Origin of the sequence: Pseudomonas sp. NPDC089396 (assembly GCF_044749545.1) — a bacterium.
GTDB lineage: Bacteria > Pseudomonadota > Gammaproteobacteria > Pseudomonadales > Pseudomonadaceae > Aquipseudomonas.
Map to the genome: position 1 here is coordinate 149,946 of NZ_JBIVIC010000006.1, position 15,789 is coordinate 165,734.

The 15,789-nt window shown below is 61.3% G+C and carries 17 protein-coding genes and 1 other RNA gene; 11 read left to right on the plus strand and 7 right to left on the minus strand.

The window, feature by feature from the left end:
• The first annotated feature begins 2 nt into the window (after positions 1-2).
• Both ACIPZB_RS13120 and zapE read left to right on the plus strand, forming a co-directional pair.
• Positions 3-1,352, plus strand: coding sequence for a tryptophan--tRNA ligase (locus ACIPZB_RS13120; RefSeq protein WP_400640543.1), 1,350 nt, complete (start codon positions 3-5; stop codon positions 1,350-1,352).
• A 156-nt stretch (positions 1,353-1,508) separates the two neighbouring features.
• A complete protein-coding gene (gene zapE, locus ACIPZB_RS13125) occupies positions 1,509-2,603 on the plus strand; it encodes a cell division protein ZapE (RefSeq protein WP_043273393.1) in 1,095 nt (364 codons plus the stop codon).
• 138 nt (positions 2,604-2,741) lie between these two features.
• Here the strand turns inward: zapE and ACIPZB_RS13130 are convergent, their stop codons facing one another.
• Both ACIPZB_RS13130 and ACIPZB_RS13135 read right to left on the minus strand, forming a co-directional pair.
• Positions 2,742-3,662 carry a GlxA family transcriptional regulator gene (locus ACIPZB_RS13130; protein WP_400640934.1) on the minus strand — a complete coding sequence of 307 codons (921 nt, stop codon included), beginning with the start codon at positions 3,660-3,662 and terminating at the stop codon, positions 2,742-2,744.
• 337 nt (positions 3,663-3,999) lie between these two features.
• Positions 4,000-5,040: an NADP(H)-dependent aldo-keto reductase gene (locus tag ACIPZB_RS13135; RefSeq protein ID WP_400640546.1), complete on the minus strand. Its 1,041-nt coding sequence runs from the start codon at positions 5,038-5,040 to the stop codon at positions 4,000-4,002.
• Positions 5,041-5,298: 258 nt separating this feature from the next.
• On the opposite strand from ACIPZB_RS13135, the gene rplM reads away from it, so the two are divergent.
• The 7 genes from rplM to ACIPZB_RS13170 all read left to right on the plus strand — a co-directional run bounded on the left by rplM (position 5,299) and on the right by ACIPZB_RS13170 (position 10,165).
• Entirely contained in the window at positions 5,299-5,727 is a 429-nt protein-coding gene (gene rplM, locus ACIPZB_RS13140) for a 50S ribosomal protein L13 (protein WP_008097538.1), read from the plus strand.
• 14 nt (positions 5,728-5,741) lie between these two features.
• Positions 5,742-6,134, plus strand: coding sequence for a 30S ribosomal protein S9 (gene rpsI / locus ACIPZB_RS13145; protein ID WP_003260797.1), 393 nt, complete (start codon positions 5,742-5,744; stop codon positions 6,132-6,134).
• 264 nt (positions 6,135-6,398) lie between these two features.
• Positions 6,399-6,992, plus strand: coding sequence for a ubiquinol-cytochrome c reductase iron-sulfur subunit (gene petA, locus ACIPZB_RS13150; RefSeq protein WP_008097542.1), 594 nt, complete (start codon positions 6,399-6,401; stop codon positions 6,990-6,992).
• The gene (locus tag ACIPZB_RS13155; protein ID WP_043273975.1) at positions 6,992-8,203 is read left to right on the plus strand and encodes a cytochrome bc complex cytochrome b subunit; all 1,212 of its coding nucleotides are present in this window, start codon (positions 6,992-6,994) and stop codon (positions 8,201-8,203) included. Before petA ends, ACIPZB_RS13155 begins: the two co-directional genes overlap by 1 nt.
• A complete protein-coding gene (locus ACIPZB_RS13160; RefSeq protein WP_008097547.1) occupies positions 8,203-8,982 on the plus strand; it encodes a cytochrome c1 in 780 nt (259 codons plus the stop codon). The genes ACIPZB_RS13155 and ACIPZB_RS13160 overlap by 1 nt, the downstream gene beginning before the upstream one ends.
• 117 nt (positions 8,983-9,099) lie before the next feature.
• Complete coding sequence (locus ACIPZB_RS13165; RefSeq protein WP_400640548.1) at positions 9,100-9,723, plus strand: glutathione S-transferase N-terminal domain-containing protein; 624 nt, start codon at positions 9,100-9,102, stop codon at positions 9,721-9,723.
• A 10-nt stretch (positions 9,724-9,733) separates the two neighbouring features.
• Positions 9,734-10,165, plus strand: a complete 432-nt coding sequence (locus ACIPZB_RS13170; protein ID WP_008097550.1) for a ClpXP protease specificity-enhancing factor — start codon at positions 9,734-9,736, stop codon at positions 10,163-10,165.
• Positions 10,166-10,212: 47 nt separating this feature from the next.
• On the opposite strand, the gene ACIPZB_RS13175 is transcribed toward ACIPZB_RS13170, so the two are convergent.
• The 5 genes from ACIPZB_RS13175 to ACIPZB_RS13195 all read right to left on the minus strand — a co-directional run bounded on the left by ACIPZB_RS13175 (position 10,213) and on the right by ACIPZB_RS13195 (position 14,034).
• A complete protein-coding gene (locus ACIPZB_RS13175) occupies positions 10,213-10,431 on the minus strand; it encodes a YgdI/YgdR family lipoprotein (protein ID WP_400640550.1) in 219 nt (72 codons plus the stop codon).
• Positions 10,432-10,590: 159 nt separating this feature from the next.
• The gene (locus tag ACIPZB_RS13180) at positions 10,591-11,169 is read right to left on the minus strand and encodes a BON domain-containing protein (RefSeq protein WP_400640552.1); all 579 of its coding nucleotides are present in this window, start codon (positions 11,167-11,169) and stop codon (positions 10,591-10,593) included.
• On the minus strand, positions 11,166-11,759 hold the full coding sequence (locus tag ACIPZB_RS13185) for a phosphoheptose isomerase (RefSeq protein WP_008097558.1): 594 nt from the start codon (positions 11,757-11,759) through the stop codon (positions 11,166-11,168). The genes ACIPZB_RS13180 and ACIPZB_RS13185 overlap by 4 nt, the downstream gene beginning before the upstream one ends.
• Before the next feature lie 86 nt (positions 11,760-11,845).
• Complete coding sequence (locus ACIPZB_RS13190; RefSeq protein ID WP_081502559.1) at positions 11,846-12,217, minus strand: YraN family protein; 372 nt, start codon at positions 12,215-12,217, stop codon at positions 11,846-11,848.
• Positions 12,217-14,034: a penicillin-binding protein activator gene (locus tag ACIPZB_RS13195; RefSeq protein ID WP_400640554.1), complete on the minus strand. Its 1,818-nt coding sequence runs from the start codon at positions 14,032-14,034 to the stop codon at positions 12,217-12,219. The genes ACIPZB_RS13190 and ACIPZB_RS13195 overlap by 1 nt, the downstream gene beginning before the upstream one ends.
• 188 nt (positions 14,035-14,222) lie before the next feature.
• Here ACIPZB_RS13195 and rsmI point away from each other — a divergent pair, with 188 nt between their 5' ends.
• On the plus strand, positions 14,223-15,098 hold the full coding sequence (rsmI, locus tag ACIPZB_RS13200; protein WP_400640556.1) for a 16S rRNA (cytidine(1402)-2'-O)-methyltransferase: 876 nt from the start codon (positions 14,223-14,225) through the stop codon (positions 15,096-15,098).
• A 67-nt stretch (positions 15,099-15,165) separates the two neighbouring features.
• Positions 15,166-15,525, plus strand: an RNA gene (gene rnpB / locus ACIPZB_RS13205) — RNase P RNA component class A.
• Positions 15,526-15,789: the final 264 nt, after the last annotated feature.

Consider the following 15,789-nt stretch of genomic DNA (forward strand, 5'->3'; position numbering starts at 1 on the left):
CCATGACCACGCGCATTCTCACTGGTATCACCACCACCGGCACGCCACACCTGGGCAACTACGCGGGCGCCATCCGCCCGGCGATCGTCGCCAGCCAGCAACCCGGTGTCGACTCGTTCTACTTCCTGGCCGACTACCACGCCCTGATCAAGTGCGATGACCCGCTGCGCATCCAGCGCTCGCGCCTGGAAATCGCGGCCACCTGGCTGGCCGGTGGCCTGGACCCTGCGAAGGTGACCTTCTACCGCCAGTCCGATATCCCCGAGATCCCCGAGCTGACCTGGCTGCTGACCTGCGTGGCCGCCAAGGGCCTGCTCAACCGCGCCCACGCCTACAAGGCCTCGGTGGACAAGAACGTCGAGAACGGCGAAGACCCGGATGCCGGCGTGACCATGGGCCTGTTCAGCTACCCGGTGCTGATGGCTGCAGACATCCTGATGTTCAACGCCAACAAGGTGCCGGTTGGCCGTGACCAGATTCAGCACGTGGAAATGGCGCGCGACATCGGTCAGCGCTTCAACCACCTGTTCGGCCAGGGCAAGGACTTCTTCGCCCTGCCGGAAGCGGTGATCGAGGAGAGCGTGGCGACCTTGCCGGGCCTGGACGGTCGCAAGATGTCCAAGAGCTACGACAACACCATCCCGCTGTTCACCAGCGCCAAGGACATGAAGGACGCCATTTCGCGCATCGTTACCGACTCGCGCGCCCCCGGCGAAGCCAAGGACCCGGACAACGCACACCTGTTCACCCTGTTCCAGGCGTTTTCCACGCCAGCCCAGTGCGCCGAGTTCCGTGACGAACTGCTGCAAGGTCTGGGTTGGGGTGAAGCCAAGCAGCGCCTGTTCCAGTTGCTCGATGGCCAGCTGGCCGAGAAGCGCGAGCACTATCACCAGCTGATTTCGCGCCCGGCAGACCTGGAAGACATTCTGCTGGTCGGCGCCGCCAAGGCCCGCAAGATCGCTACGCCGTTCCTCGAGCAGCTGCGCGAGGCCGTTGGCCTGCGTTCGTTCCGCAGCAACGTGCAGGCCGGCACCGAAGTGAAGAAGAAAGCCGCCAAGAGCGCGCGCTTCGTCAGCTTCCGTGACGAGGACGGCAGCTTCCGCTTCCGCCTGCTGGCCGCCGACGGCGAGCAACTGCTGCTGTCGCGCAGCTTCGCCGACGGCAAGAGCGCCGGCGCCGTGAGCAAGCAGCTGCAGCAAGGTGGTGACGCCGATGTGCGCGTCGAAGGCTTGGGCTTCAGCCTGTGGCTGGACGGCGAGCAGGTTGCCGAAGGGCCGCAGTTCGAGGGCGCCGACGCCCGTGATGCAGCGATCGCGAGCCTGCGTGAGGCGCTTCAACCGCAACAAGACTGAGTGTGGGAGCGGGCTTGCCCCGCGAACACCCTTGAGGCCGATGCCATGCAGCGGATTACTGCCTTCAATGAGGCATATTGACGCAAGTCGCATTGCCATTAAGCGGGCCTGTCGCTACAGTGACGGCCCGTTTTTTGTTGCCTCGCTAACGAAATCATGACGCCCCTAGAACGATACCAAGCAGATCTGAAACGTCCCGACTTCTTCCATGATGCGGCGCAGGAAACTGCAGTGCGTCACCTGCAGCGTCTGTACGACGACCTGGTCGCTGCGCAGAACAACAAGCCGGGCGTGTTCGGCAAGCTGTTCGGCAAGAAGGAGCTGACGCCGGTCAAGGGCCTGTACTTCTGGGGTGGGGTGGGCCGCGGCAAGACCTACCTGGTCGATACGTTCTTCGAGGCGCTGCCGTTCAAGCAGAAGATGCGCACGCACTTCCACCGCTTCATGAAGCGCGTCCATGAGGAGATGAAGACCCTCAAGGGCGAGAAGAACCCGCTGACCATCATCGCCAAGCGCTTCAGCGAAGAGGCCAAGGTCATCTGCTTCGACGAGTTCTTCGTTTCCGACATCACCGATGCCATGATCCTCGGCACCCTGATGGAAGAGCTGTTCAAGAACGGCGTTTCGCTGGTGGCGACCTCCAACATCGTCCCGGACGGCCTGTACAAGGACGGCCTGCAGCGTGCGCGCTTCCTGCCGGCCATCGCCATGATCAAGCAGTTCACCGACGTGGTGAACGTCGACAGCGGCGTCGACTACCGTCTGCGCCACCTGGAACAGGCCGAGCTGTTCCACTTCCCGCTCAATGAAGCGGCCGAGCAGAGCATGCGCGCGAGCTTCAAGGCGCTGACTCCGGAGTGCACGCAGGCGGTCGACAACGACGTGCTGATGATCGAGAACCGCCCGATCCACGCCCTGCGTACCTGTGACGACGTTGCCTGGTTCGACTTCCGCGCCCTGTGCGACGGGCCGCGCAGCCAGAACGACTACATCGAGCTGGGCAAGATCTTCCACGCCGTGCTGCTGAGCAACGTCGAGCAGATGAGCGTCACTACCGACGACATCGCCCGCCGCTTCATCAACATGGTGGACGAGTTCTACGACCGCAACGTCAAGCTGATCATTTCGGCTGAGGTAGAGCTGAAGGACTTGTACACCGGCGGGCGGCTGGCCTTCGAATTCCAGCGCACCCTGAGCCGGTTGCTGGAAATGCAGTCCCACGAGTTCCTGTCGCGCGCGCACAAGCCGTAAGCCATTGGGGCCGCTTTGCGGCCCATCGCCGGCAAGCCGGCTCCCACAGGATCGGCGGCGTGCCATCTTCTAAAAGCTGACGCGGTTCATGTGGGAGCCGGCTTGCCGGCGATGGGCTGCAAAGCAGCCCCAAGCCCTTCAGGCCTCTTGCATGAACTGCTGCCGATACTGATTCGGCGACAACTCCGTATGTTGGCGGAACAACCGCGCAAAGAAGCTGGCATCGTCATAGCCCACTTCATAGCTGATGGTCTTGATGCTCTTGCGCGTGCTCGACAGCAGCCCCTTGGCCGTCTCGATACGCAACCGCTGCAGGTAATGCAATGGCTTGTCACCCGTGGCCCCCTGGAAGCGGCGCATGAAGTTGCGGATGCTCATGCCATGGTTGCGGGCCACGTCCTCGAAGCGGAACTTGTCGGCGAAGTGTTCTTCCAGCCAGTGCTGAATCTGCAGGATGATCAGGTCCTGGTGCAGCTTCTGCCCGCCAAAGCCCATGCGCCCCGGAGTGTAGTTGCGCTGAACCTCGTAGAGGATGTCACGGGACACGGCGCGGGCCACGTTGGCCCCACAGAAACGCTCGATCAGGTAGATGTACAGGTCGCAGGCCGAAGTGGTGCCGCCGGCGCAATACAGGTTGTCGGCATCGGTGAGGTGCTTGTCCTGGTTCAGCCGGATCTTCGGGAAGCGCTCGGCGAAGCTGGCGAAGAAACGCCAGTAGGTGGTCGCCTCCTTGCCGTCGAGCAGTCCCGCTTCGGCCAGCCAGAATACCCCGCTGGCCTCGGCGCACAGCACCGCGCCTTGCGCATGTTGCTTGCGCAGCCATGGCAGTACCTGGGGGTAGCGTTGCAACAGGGTGTCGAAGTCTTCCCAGAAGGCCGGGAGAATGATCACGTCGGCATCGTCGAGGCCGCCGTCGACCGGTAACTGCACGTTGCTGAAGCTATCCACCGGCAGGCCGTCCGGGCTCACCAGGCTGATGTCGAACATGGGCTGCAGGCCCAGGCCCAGCTGTTTGCTGTAGCGCAGGCTGGCGAGGTGGAAGAAATCCTTGGCCTGCATAAGGGTTGAAGCAAACACCTTGTCAATGGCCAGGATGCTGACGCGCCGCAGCGACGCCGGGGGTTGGGTAAACATCATTGTCATTGTTCTTATAGGGTAGAGTGGTCAATCACCGGCTGGATCGTCTTATTTTTTGGCGATTGTGTCTACCCCGCAACATTCGGCGCGAGCCTTGAACGTTGCGGCGTACCTGTGGGAGCCGGCTTGCCGGCGATGAGGCCGGGGCAGGCAAGCGCCGGAGAGCCTGTTCGGGCCCCATCGCCGGCAAGCCGGCTCCCACAGGGATAGCGCAAGCTCCTAGCGTGTGGGAGCGGCCTTGCCCCGCGAAGAGTTCACTTCAGGGCGCCGGGTTCGGCTGTTCCTGATGAGCCGCCTCGATCGCCGCCAGCAGCTCGTCGCTCAGGTTCAGCTCCAGGCTCTTGAGGTTGCTCTGCAGTTGCACCAGGTCGGTCGCGCCAATGATGTTGCTGGTCACGAACGGCTGCCGCGTCACGAACGCCAGGGCCATTTGCGCCGGGTCCAGTCCATGGTCGCGAGCGAGCTGCACGTAGCGGCTGCAGGCCGCCACGGTCTGCGGGTTGGAATAACGGGCAAAGCGGGTGAACAGGGTCAGGCGTGCGGTCGCCGGGCGGGCGCCGTTTTCGTACTTGCCCGACAGCATGCCGAACGCCAGTGGCGAATAGGCCAGCAGGCCGCACTGCTCGCGAATCGCCACTTCCGCCAGACCCACCTCGAAGCTGCGGTTGAGCAGGTTGTACGGGTTCTGGATCGATACCGCCCGCGGCCAGCCGCGGCTTTCTGCCAGCTGCAGGAACTTCATGGTGCCCCAAGGCGTTTCGTTGGACAGGCCGATGTGGCGGATCTTGCCCGCACGCACCTGCTCGTCGAGCACTTCGAGGGTCTCTTCCAGGGGCGTGAACAGGTCGTTGGCCAGGTGCTGGTAGCCCAGCTTGCCGAAGAAGTTGGTGCTGCGCTCCGGCCAGTGCAACTGGTACAGGTCGATGCGGTCGGTGTGCAGGCGCTTGAGGCTCTCGTCCAGTGCGGCGACGATGTGCGCGCGGTTGTGCTTGAGCTGGCCGTCGCGGATATGGCTGATGCCGTTGCCAGGACCTGCGACCTTGCTGGCGAGGATCCAGTCGTCGCGGTCGCCCTGCTGGCGGAACCAGTTGCCAATGATGCGCTCGGTGGCGGCATAGGTCTCCGGGCGGGGCGGTACCGGGTACATTTCGGCGGTGTCGATGAAGTTGATGCCGCTGGCCTTGGCCATTGCGATCTGGGCAAAGGCCTCGGCCTGGTCGTTCTGCTCGCCCCAGGTCATGGTGCCCAGGCACAGGGCGCTGACATCCAGGTCGGTACGGCCGAGCTTGCGGTATTCCATCGGGAAGGCACTCCTTGGGCAAAGAAGCCCATAAAAGCAGGTTGAAATTTTTCGTGCAATCTGGATAATTCGGCCCCTCTCCGTGTGGAGGAAGTGATGCACCACCACGCAGGAAGAACCCCGTCGAACATTGGCGTGCCCGACCCGAGCCCCCAATAGCGTCTGTGTTCGGCTGCGCGCTTGCCCTTGGCAAGGTGTGCACTATCCAGTAAGATTCGCCGTCTATTTTTCGCTGGGCGGCCTCTGAGGCTTTAGAGAATGAAAACTTTTACTGCTAAACCGGAAACAGTAAAGCGCGAGTGGTTCGTAGTCGACGCCGCTGGTCAGACCCTGGGTCGTCTGGCTACCGAAATCGCTAGCCGTCTGCGTGGCAAACACAAACCAGAATACACCCCTCACGTTGACACCGGCGACTACATCGTCGTCATCAACGCCGAGCAGATCCGTGTGACTGGCGCCAAGTCTTCCGACAAGATGTACTACTCCCACTCCGGCTTCCCAGGTGGCATCAAGGAAATCAACTTCGAGAAGTTGATCGCCAAAGCCCCTGAGCGTGTTATCGAAACCGCGGTCAAAGGCATGCTGCCGAAGAACCCGCTGGGTCGCGACATGTACCGTAAGCTGAAAGTGTACGCGGGTGCTGCTCACCCACACACTGCTCAGCAGCCTCAAGAACTGAAGATCTAACGGGATAGTTCATTATGTCGGCGACTCAAAATTACGGCACTGGCCGTCGCAAGACCGCAACCGCTCGCGTTTTCCTGCGTCCGGGTACTGGTAACATCTCCATCAACAACCGTTCTCTGGACGTGTTCTTCGGTCGCGAAACCGCTCGCATGGTTGTTCGTCAGCCGCTGGAGCTGACCGAGACCGTTGAGAAGTTCGACATCTACGTCACCGTTTCCGGTGGTGGTGTCAGCGGTCAAGCCGGTGCGATCCGTCACGGTATCACCCGCGCTCTGATGGAATACGACGAAACCCTGCGTGGCGCTCTGCGTCGTGCTGGCTACGTCACCCGCGACGCTCGTGAAGTTGAGCGTAAGAAAGTGGGTCTGCGTAAAGCGCGTAAGCGTCCTCAGTACTCCAAGCGTTAATACCGCTTCGGCAGTCGAAAAAAGCCCGGTTCTTTGGAACCGGGCTTTTTTTATGTCTTGAACTAACCTGTCAGCATGTCCGTGGCGACTTGGCGCATAGACGCAGATCAAGCAAAGCGAGGGTTACAGCCTGCAGTGGGGGTAATCACCTTGTCAGTGTGTGGTTTTGTTTCTTACCATGGCGACCAAATTTTAGTGCCACAGACATTACCTAAGTACAGGCCTGATCCAACAGGCCAAAGCAAGCTGATGGGAGAGGACTGAATGAGCAATGACGGCGTCAACGCAGGCCGGCGCCGCTTCCTCGTAGCCGCGACATCCGTGGTCGGGGCAGCGGGGGCAGTGGGGGCTGCGGTACCGTTCGTGGGGTCATGGTTTCCCAGTGCCAAGGCGAAAGCGGCCGGGGCACCGGTGAAGGTCAATATTGCCAAGGTCGAACCTGGACAGCAGATGGTCGCCGAGTGGCGCGGTCAGCCGGTGTTCATCGTACGGCGAACGGAAGAGATCCTCGGAAACCTCAAGAAAATCACCGGGGAATTGTCCGACCCGGAGTCGAAGGCTTCGGTACAGCCGGCGTATGTCGATCCCCAGGTGCGATCGATCAAGCCGGAAATCCTGATTCTCGTTGGCCTGTGTACCCACCTCGGTTGCTCGCCGACATTCCGTCCGGAGGTCGCGCCCGCGGACCTTGGTCCCAAATGGGTGGGCGGCTATTTCTGCCCGTGCCATGGCTCCCATTACGACCTGGCTGGCCGGGTCTACAAGTCGCAGCCAGCACCTCTCAACCTGCCAGTGCCGCCGCACTCTTACGAGTCGGATGACCTCGTCGTCATCGGCGTCGACCAGGAGAAAGCATGATGAGCAAGTTCATGGACTGGATTGACGCTCGCTTCCCCGCCACCAAGATGTGGGAAGACCACCTGAGCAAGTATTACGCGCCCAAGAACTTCAACTTCCTGTATTTCTTCGGCTCCCTGGCCTTGCTGGTGCTGGTCAACCAGATCGTCACCGGCGTGTGGCTGACCATGAGCTTCACGCCCTCGGCGGAAGAGGCCTTCGCCTCGGTCGAGTACATCATGCGTGACGTGGAGTACGGCTGGATCCTGCGTTACCTGCACTCCACAGGTGCCTCGGCGTTCTTCATCGTGGTCTACCTGCACATGTTCCGCGGGCTGCTCTACGGCTCCTACCAGAAGCCTCGCGAGCTGGTCTGGCTGTTCGGCATGCTGATCTACCTGGCGTTGATGGCCGAGGCGTTCATGGGCTATCTGCTGCCGTGGGGCCAGATGTCGTACTGGGGTGCCCAGGTGATCATCTCGCTGTTCGGTGCCATTCCGGTGATCGGCGGTGACCTGACCCAGTGGATCCGCGGTGACTACCTGATCTCGGGCATTACCCTGAACCGCTTCTTCGCCCTGCATGTGGTGGCCCTGCCGATCGTGATTCTCGGCCTGGTGGTCCTGCACATCCTCGCGCTGCACGAAGTGGGTTCGAACAACCCCGATGGCGTCGACATCAAGAAGAAAAAGGACGAGAACGGCATTCCGCTGGACGGCATTCCGTTCCACCCGTACTACACTGTGAAAGACATCGTCGGCGTGGTGGTGTTCCTCTTCGTGTTCTGCGCCGTGGTGTTCTTCTTCCCGGAAATGGGCGGTTACTTCCTGGAAAAACCCAACTTCGAGCAGGCGAACGCGTTCAAGACGCCTGAGCATATTGCGCCGGTCTGGTACTTCACCCCGTTCTACGCGATCTTGCGCGCGGTACCCGACAAGTTGTTCGGTGTCATCGCCATGGGTGCCGCAATCGCCGTGCTGTTCGTCCTGCCCTGGCTCGACCGTAGCCCCGTGCGCTCGATGCGCTACAAGGGCTGGATCAGCAAGGTCTTCCTGCTGGTGTTCTGTGTGGCCTTCGTGATCCTGGGCGTGCTCGGCGTGCTGGCACCGACACCAGGGCGTACCTTGCTGTCGCAGGTGTGCACGGTGCTGTACTTCGCCTACTTCCTGCTGATGCCGTTCTACACAAGGCTCGAGAAGACCAAACCGGTTCCGGAAAGGGTGACTGGCTGATGAAAAAGTTGATTGCAGTATTTTTGCTGGCAGTGATGCCTGCCTTTTCCTTCGCTGCCGAACATGGCCTGGAGCTGGACAAGGTCGATATCGACCTGACTGACAAGGCGGCCATGCAGGATGGCGCGCGGACCTTCGCCAACTATTGCATGGGCTGCCACAGCGCCAAGTTCCAGCGTTACGAGCGTGTGGCCGACGACCTGGGTATCCCCCATGAGTTGATGCTGGAAAAGCTGGTGTTCACCGGTGCCAAGATCGGTGACCACATGAACATCGGCATGAAGCCGAACGATGCCAAGACCTGGTTCGGTGCCGCGCCGCCTGACCTGACCCTGGTGGCTCGCGTACGGGGTACCGACTGGCTGTACACCTACCTGCGCAGCTTCTACGAGGACAAGTCGCGGCCGTACGGGGTGAACAACAAGGTGTTCCCGAACGTCGGCATGCCCAACGTGCTGGTCGGCCTGCAAGGCAACCAGGTGATTGGTTGCAAGCAAGTGCAGACGGAGGTCGATGGCAAGAAGCAATTCGACCCATTGACGGGCAGTCCGCTTACCCACGAAGCCTGTGACCAGCTGACCATCACGCCGAAATCCGGTACCCTGACCACCGAGCAGTTCGACGAGAAGGTCAAGAACCTGGTGACCTTCCTGGCCTATTCGGCCAACCCGGTCAAACTGGAAAGTCAGCGCATTGGTACTTATGTGTTGCTGTACCTGGCTTTCTTCTTCGTGTTCGCCTACTTGCTCAAGCGCGAATACTGGAAGGACGTGCATTGATCACGCAGTAGTTTCTGGTTGTTGAACGCGCCCGGGGCGGCCTGGCAATTCTGCTAGGTCGCCCCGGGCGCGTTTTCATTTACAGTTTCACGAGTATCCCTTGCGAGGAGGCGCTACATGGGCGCAACCAACCGGTTAGCCTGCTACTCCGGCCCTGCCGATCATTATTCTCATCGAGTCCGCCTGGTGCTCGCCGAGAAGGGCGTCAGCGTGCAGGTCATCGACGTCGATCTCGCCCGTCTTCCGCCGAAGCTGGTGGAGGTCAACCCTTACGGCAGTGTGCCGACGCTGGTCGATCGTGACCTGGCGTTGTATGAATCGACCGTGGTGATGGAATACCTCGAGGAGCGTTACCCGCATCCGCCTCTGTTGCCGGTGTACCCCGTTGCACGGGGCAACAGCCGCTTGCTGATGCATCGCATCCAACGCGACTGGTGTGCTTTGGCTGATACCCTACTCGACGCCCGCAGCAGCGATGCTGCCCGTGTCGAAGCGCGCAAGGCGCTGCGCGAAAGTCTGACCGGGGTTTCACCCTTGTTCGGCGAATTCGCCTGCTTCATGAGCGATGAGCAAAGCCTGGTCGATTGTTGTCTACTGCCCATACTCTGGCGTTTGCCGGTCATGGGTATCGAATTGCCGCGGCAAGCCAAGCCGCTGCTGGAATACATGGAGCGACAGTTCGCCCGCGAGCCATTCCAGGCGAGCTTGTCCTCCGTAGAACGTGAAATGCGCAAGCTTTAAGGAGCCGTTGATGAACTCCAGTCGCCCCTACCTGGTTCGAGCGCTGTACGAGTGGATCGTCGACAACGATTGCACCCCCCATATGCTGGTCAATGCCGAATACCCGGCTGTCCAGGTGCCGCAAGGCTTCGCCAGTGACGGCCAGATCGTCCTGAACATTTCCCCCAGTGCCGTGCGCAACCTGCACATGGACAACGAGGCCGTGAGCTTCGAGGGGCGCTTCAGTGGCGTGGCCCATTCGTTGTTCGTGCCGGTCGAGGCCATTCTCGGGATTTACGCCCGTGAAAATGGCCAAGGCATGGTCTTCGAGTTGGAGCCGCCGCTAATGGATGGCGACGAACTGGAAGATGAAGGTGTCGAGCCTGATGACGATGGTCCGCCAGAAGGGGGTGGGCAGCCACCGCGACCGACTGGTCGGCCAAGCCTGAAGGTGGTCAAGTAACAAAAAAGGCGATCCATGTGGATCGCCTTTTTCATGCGCGCCTGGAATTACAGGTCGCTGATGGTGCGCACCTGGTCTTTGTTGATGCGGGTGCGTTTGCCGTCGAGCTGTTGGAACTCGTAGAAGCCTGTGGACTTCTGAAATTTCGGCGCGTCGGTAGACTGGAACTCACGCCCGTCGTTGAGGGTGATCAGGCTAGGGGTGGAGCAGCCAGTCAGCGTGGCGAAGGCGCCAATCAGCAGGGTAGGCAGCAGAAGCTTTTTCATGCGGTGTTTCCTGGATTTCTGAAAGGTGAGGCTTTGTGCTTGTTCATGCTGGCCTCATCGCCGGCAAGCCGGCTCCCACAGGTTGTCCACAGTCGTTGAAATTGTGGGACTGCTGTGGGAGCCGGCTTGCCGGCGATGAGGCCGGAGCAGGCAACGGAATCAGTCGATGTACTCGAACAGCTTGACGATCTTCTGCACCCCGGACACGCCCTGTACCACGGCAGTCGCCGAGTTGGCCTCCTGCTGGGTCACCAGGCCGAGCAGGTAGACGATACCGTTCTCGGTAATGACCTTGATGCGCGAGCTGGGCACGCTATTGTCGCCCAGCATCTGCGTCTTGATCTTGGTGGTCAGCCAGGCGTCGTTGTTGCGTGCCAGGATGGAGGAGGGGGGCATCACTTGCAGTTCGTTGTGGACTTTCTTGACCCGTTGTACCTGGCTGGCGGTCTGCTCGGCCAGGCTCTTGAGGTCAGCGCGCGGGGTTTGCCCGGCGAGCAGCACGATACCGTTGTAGCTGCTGACGACGATGTGCGAACCCCTGTCCAGGTCAGGGCTGGCTTTGGCAATGTTGACCTCCGCCTTGGTTTCGATCATCGAATCGTCGATCTTGCTACCGATGGTGCGTGTGCCGCGATCGTCCTCGATCGGCGAATTGCGGGCCGAGTTCAGTACCGAGCTGCAGCCGGTAACGCTCAGGCACAGGGTCAGGGCCATCAGGCCGAGGCGCTTGGGGATCATTCTTCACTCCCGAACAGTTGGCTGTCGATCAGATCGCACAGGCAATGGATCGCCAGCAGGTGGACTTCTTGAATACGCGCAGTGACTGTCGAAGGTACGCGGATCTCCACGTCCTCGGGCAGCAGCAGCGAGGCCATGCCGCCACCGTCTCGCCCAGTCAATGCTACGACAATCATTTCTCGATCATGTGCCGCCTGGATCGCTTGAATCACGTTGGCGGAGTTGCCGCTGGTCGAAATGGCCAGCAGTACGTCGCCGGGCTGGCCCAGGGCGCGGATCTGCTTGGAAAAGATTTCGTTGTAGCTGTAGTCGTTGGCGATGGAGGTGAGCGTCGAGCTGTCGGTGGTCAAGGCAATGGCCGGCAGGCTCGGGCGCTCGCGCTCGAAGCGGTTGAGCAACTCCGAAGAGAAGTGTTGGGCATCGCCAGCCGAGCCGCCGTTGCCGCAGGCGAGCATCTTGCCCTCGTTGAGCAGCGCATTGACCATGACCAGGCTGGCCTGCTCGATGTGCGGTGCCAGGATGTCCATTGCCTGTTGCTTGGTGTCGATGCTGGCCTGGAACAGCCGGCGAATTCGGGATTGCATGTCCATCTGGTGACCTTAAGTGGGGCGGTGGCCTTTGCTACGCGCAACAGGGACCAGCCCGCGAAACATAGAGCAAGAAAATTGGAGTGGGTTCAGCATTCGAAGGCGTTTTTCAGCCATTGAAACGGTAGGCCTGCATGATGGCTTCCCTGCAGGGCGACAACGTCAAAACGGCAAGGGTGATTGGCCCAGCGGGACTCCTTCTGCAGGAACGCGCTGGCGGCAAGCACCAGTCGTTTCTGCTTGCGCCCGTCGATACTGCCGAGGGCGCCGCCAAAGCCCGCATGCAACCGGTAGCGGACTTCGACGAATACTACTGTATCGGCGTCGAGCATGACCAGATCAAGCTCGCCACCTTTGCATCGCCAATTGCGCGTCAGCAGTTGCAGGCCTTGCCCTTGAAGGTGTTCAAGGGCTTGCTGTTCGGCGGCCTGGCCGGCGCTGGTCGATGAGGCGTCTGGCATCAGCGGGCGGTGTCCGGCAGGCGCTTGACCTGGCCACCCGAGAACTCGGCCCATGGCAGCTGGCGTTCGATGCGCTGGTTGGCATTCATGCTCAGGTTGCCGGAGAGGCCTTGTACGCGGTTGTCCGGCAATGCCTTCAGTTGGCCCAGGCGTGGTGCCAGGCTGTAGGCATCGACACCCATGGCGTACAGACGCCCCAGGCTGCCGGCGGCTTGCGGCCATTGCTGAACCACTTGCTGGCGCAGGCTGTTGCTGGTGTCGAGCAGCCAGGGGGTTTCGCAGAAGCGGATGCCGTTCATGTCGTTGTACTGGTTCACGTCACCGCTGGCGCTGTACAGGTTCGAGGTGGCGTAGACCGGCACATCGCCGGCGTACTGGAAATTCAGGGTTGGCTTGATCTGCTGTGCCTGTTGCGGGGTCGAGGCCAGGAAGATGAAGTCGATATCCTGGCGACGCGACGGCTGTGCGGCGATGCTGCCGCCAACGGTGCTCTGCAGGCTCTGCGCGCGGCTTTCGCTCTGGCGCAGCTGGAACAGGTTGGCGATCTGCTGGGCCAGGGCTACCGGCTGCGCAATGCGCTCGGCGGCAATGATGGTGCCGCCGTGGCCTTCCCAGTCCTGGCGGAAGGCGGCCAGTACACGGTCACCCCATTCGCCGCTGGGTACCAGTGCCACTGCGCGAACCATGCCATCGGCGCGGGCGCGACGGGACACTTCGCGGGCTTCGTCCTCGGCAGCGAGGCCGAACTGGAACAGCTGAGGCGGGGCCTTCTGGCCGGCGTCGGCATAGTTCAGGGCGAGGGTGGTGATAGGCAGTTGCGCATTGGCGGCGAGTTTTTTCACCAGCGGCTTTTCCAGTGGCCCGACCACCAGTTGCACGCCGTCGGCCTGGGCCTGACGGTAGAAGTCGTCGATCGAGCCGATGCGCGAGCTGTCGTAGACCTGCACGGCCGGTGCCTGTTGGCCAGCCTGCTGGGCCTGGAAGTGCGCAGCCATGAAGCCGTCACGCAGGGCACGGGCAACCCCGGCCAGCGGGCCTTCCTGGGGCAGCAGCAGGCCGATTTTGGTCAGTGGCTGGCTCGCCAGCTCCTTGAGTTTGGTCAGGGCCAATGGCAGCTGCATGGCGGCCGGGTGCTCCGGGTGCTGCTTGCGCCAGGTGTCGATGGCGGCCTGTTGCTGCTCCAGTGTACCGGCGCTTTTCACGGCCAGGGCCAGGCTGGTCCAACCTGCGAGAGTTTCGTTGCCGGTAGGCTGCTGCAGTTGTTCCGCAGGCAGCGAGGCGACCAGCGCCCAGATCGCATCATTGTTGGCGCTGGCGGCCTGGCCGCTGAGCAGCGGGGTCAGCAGCACGCGCTGCTGGGCGGCGGCCAGTGTCTGGCCATTGGCTTCCAGCGCAGCGGCTTGCACGCTGTAGGTGCGCACTTGCTGTGCTTCCGGCAGTTCGGTGATGTGCTGCAGGCTAGGGTGCGACAGTGCAGTCAGGGCTGCCTTGGGCTGGTTGCGGCTCATCGCCAGCTCGGCGCCGAGGGTGGCGGCGAAGATTTGCTGGGCGGGCTTGAGCGTGTCCATCGGCACTTGCTCGAGAATGCGTGCGGCGCGCGGGTAGTCCTTCTGCTTGTAGGCCAGGTCGGCAGCGCTCAGGCGCAGCAGGGCGGCGTCTTCCGCAGACTTGCTGGTGGCCGCTTTTTCGAGCAGTTGCTCGATGCTGGCATCCGGCGTGCGTGGCAGTTCGCCCAGGCTGGATGAGGGCGAGCTGGCGCAGGCTGCCAGCAGGGCGGCGAGGCAGAGGGCTGTGAACAGCCGCAGGCAAGCGATCATGTAAAGGTCCTGTTACTCGATCAAGTTGGCCGGCAATTGTACCCAAGCGCTGGCCCGGGCGCGATGTTGCTGTATGCCGAACCTTCACTATAGGTGCCTCGGGGCAGGTCGTCGGCGAAGTTCTTTGCGCCCTGTTGCCGGCGCTCGGGCTACAATGGCGCCTTTGATCCGAAAGGCAGGTGTACGCAGTGACTGATGTGGCAGGGGCTTCGAAATCCACCGTGGGGACGCTGTATGTGGTCGCTACCCCCATCGGCAACCTTGACGACATGAGCGCCAGGGCATTGAAAGTGCTGGCCGATGTCGCCTTGATCGCCGCCGAGGACACCCGGCACTCGATCCGCCTGCTGCAGCATTTCGGTATCGAGACGCCCTTGGCGGCCTGCCACGAGCATAACGAGCGCGACGAGGGCGGGCGCTTCATCGGCAAGTTGCTTGCGGGTGAAGATGTGGCGCTGGTCTCCGACGCCGGCACGCCGCTGATCTCCGACCCAGGCTATCACCTGGTGCGCCAGGCCCGTGCAGCCGGCGTCAAGGTGGTGCCGGTGCCAGGTGCCTGCGCGCTGATCGCCGCGCTGTCCGCTGCGGGCATGCCTTCGGACCGCTTCATCTTCGAGGGCTTCCTGCCGGCCAAGGCCGCCGGCCGTCGTGCGCGCCTGGAGCAGGTAAAGGAGGAGCCGCGCACCTTGATCTTCTACGAGGCGCCTCATCGTATCCTCGAGTGCCTCGAAGACATGGAGCAGGTGTTCGGTGCTGAGCGTCCGGCACTGCTTGCCCGTGAACTGACCAAGACCTTCGAGACCCTCAAGGGGCTGCCGCTGGGTGAGCTGCGTGCATTCGTCGCAGGCGACAGCAACCAGCAGCGTGGTGAGTGCGTGGTACTGGTCGGTGGCTGGAGTGCGCCGGAGGGCGAAGAGGGGATCAGCACTGAAGCGCAACGTGTGCTGGACTTGCTGCTGGCGGAGTTGCCGCTCAAGCGCGCGGCTGCGCTGGCAGCTGAAATTACCGGGGTGCGCAAGAACCTGTTGTATCAATTGGCCTTGGAAAAGCAGAAAGCCCAGTAGTGGCTATTTGATATAATTTACGCTATAGCTTGTTCTTGTGCCCGCCTGCCGTTAATCTTGGCGGCGGAGAGTCGATCGGACAGTCGCTGCCTTCTTTTGTTCCGCAAAGGAAGGGGGAGGAAAGTCCGGGCTCCATAGGGCAGAGTGCCAGGTAACGCCTGGGAGGCGCGAGCCTACGGAAAGTGCCACAGAAAATAACCGCCTAAGCACTTCGGTGCCGGTAAGGGTGAAAAGGTGCGGTAAGAGCGCACCGCACGACTGGCAACAGTTCGTGGCTAGGTAAACCCCACTCGGAGCAAGACCAAATAGGGTTCCATTAGGCGTGGCCCGCGTCGGAACCGGGTAGGTTGCTAGAGGCGTCCAGTGATGGCCGTCGTAGAGGAATGACTGTCCTCGACAAAACCCGGCTTACAGATCGACTCTCCACCTTTCCCTCCTGCTCAATCGGTAGCAGATCTCTCTTGGTAAGACCAAAAAAATCTTACTCTTGATAAATCACTTTAACTTCGAACGGTATTCGTTTGAGTGGGTTTGATTTTTCACGTTTTTTTCTTCCCCTGATACTCCTTCCCTCTTGCTCAATTGCGCTAAATCTCGGTCCTGTAAGGGTTTTCCTTATGAACGTGCCTTGACGGTGCCGCGGGCGGATTCCTATAGTGTGCGCAAGTGGCAGAAAGTGGGATGAAGTGGG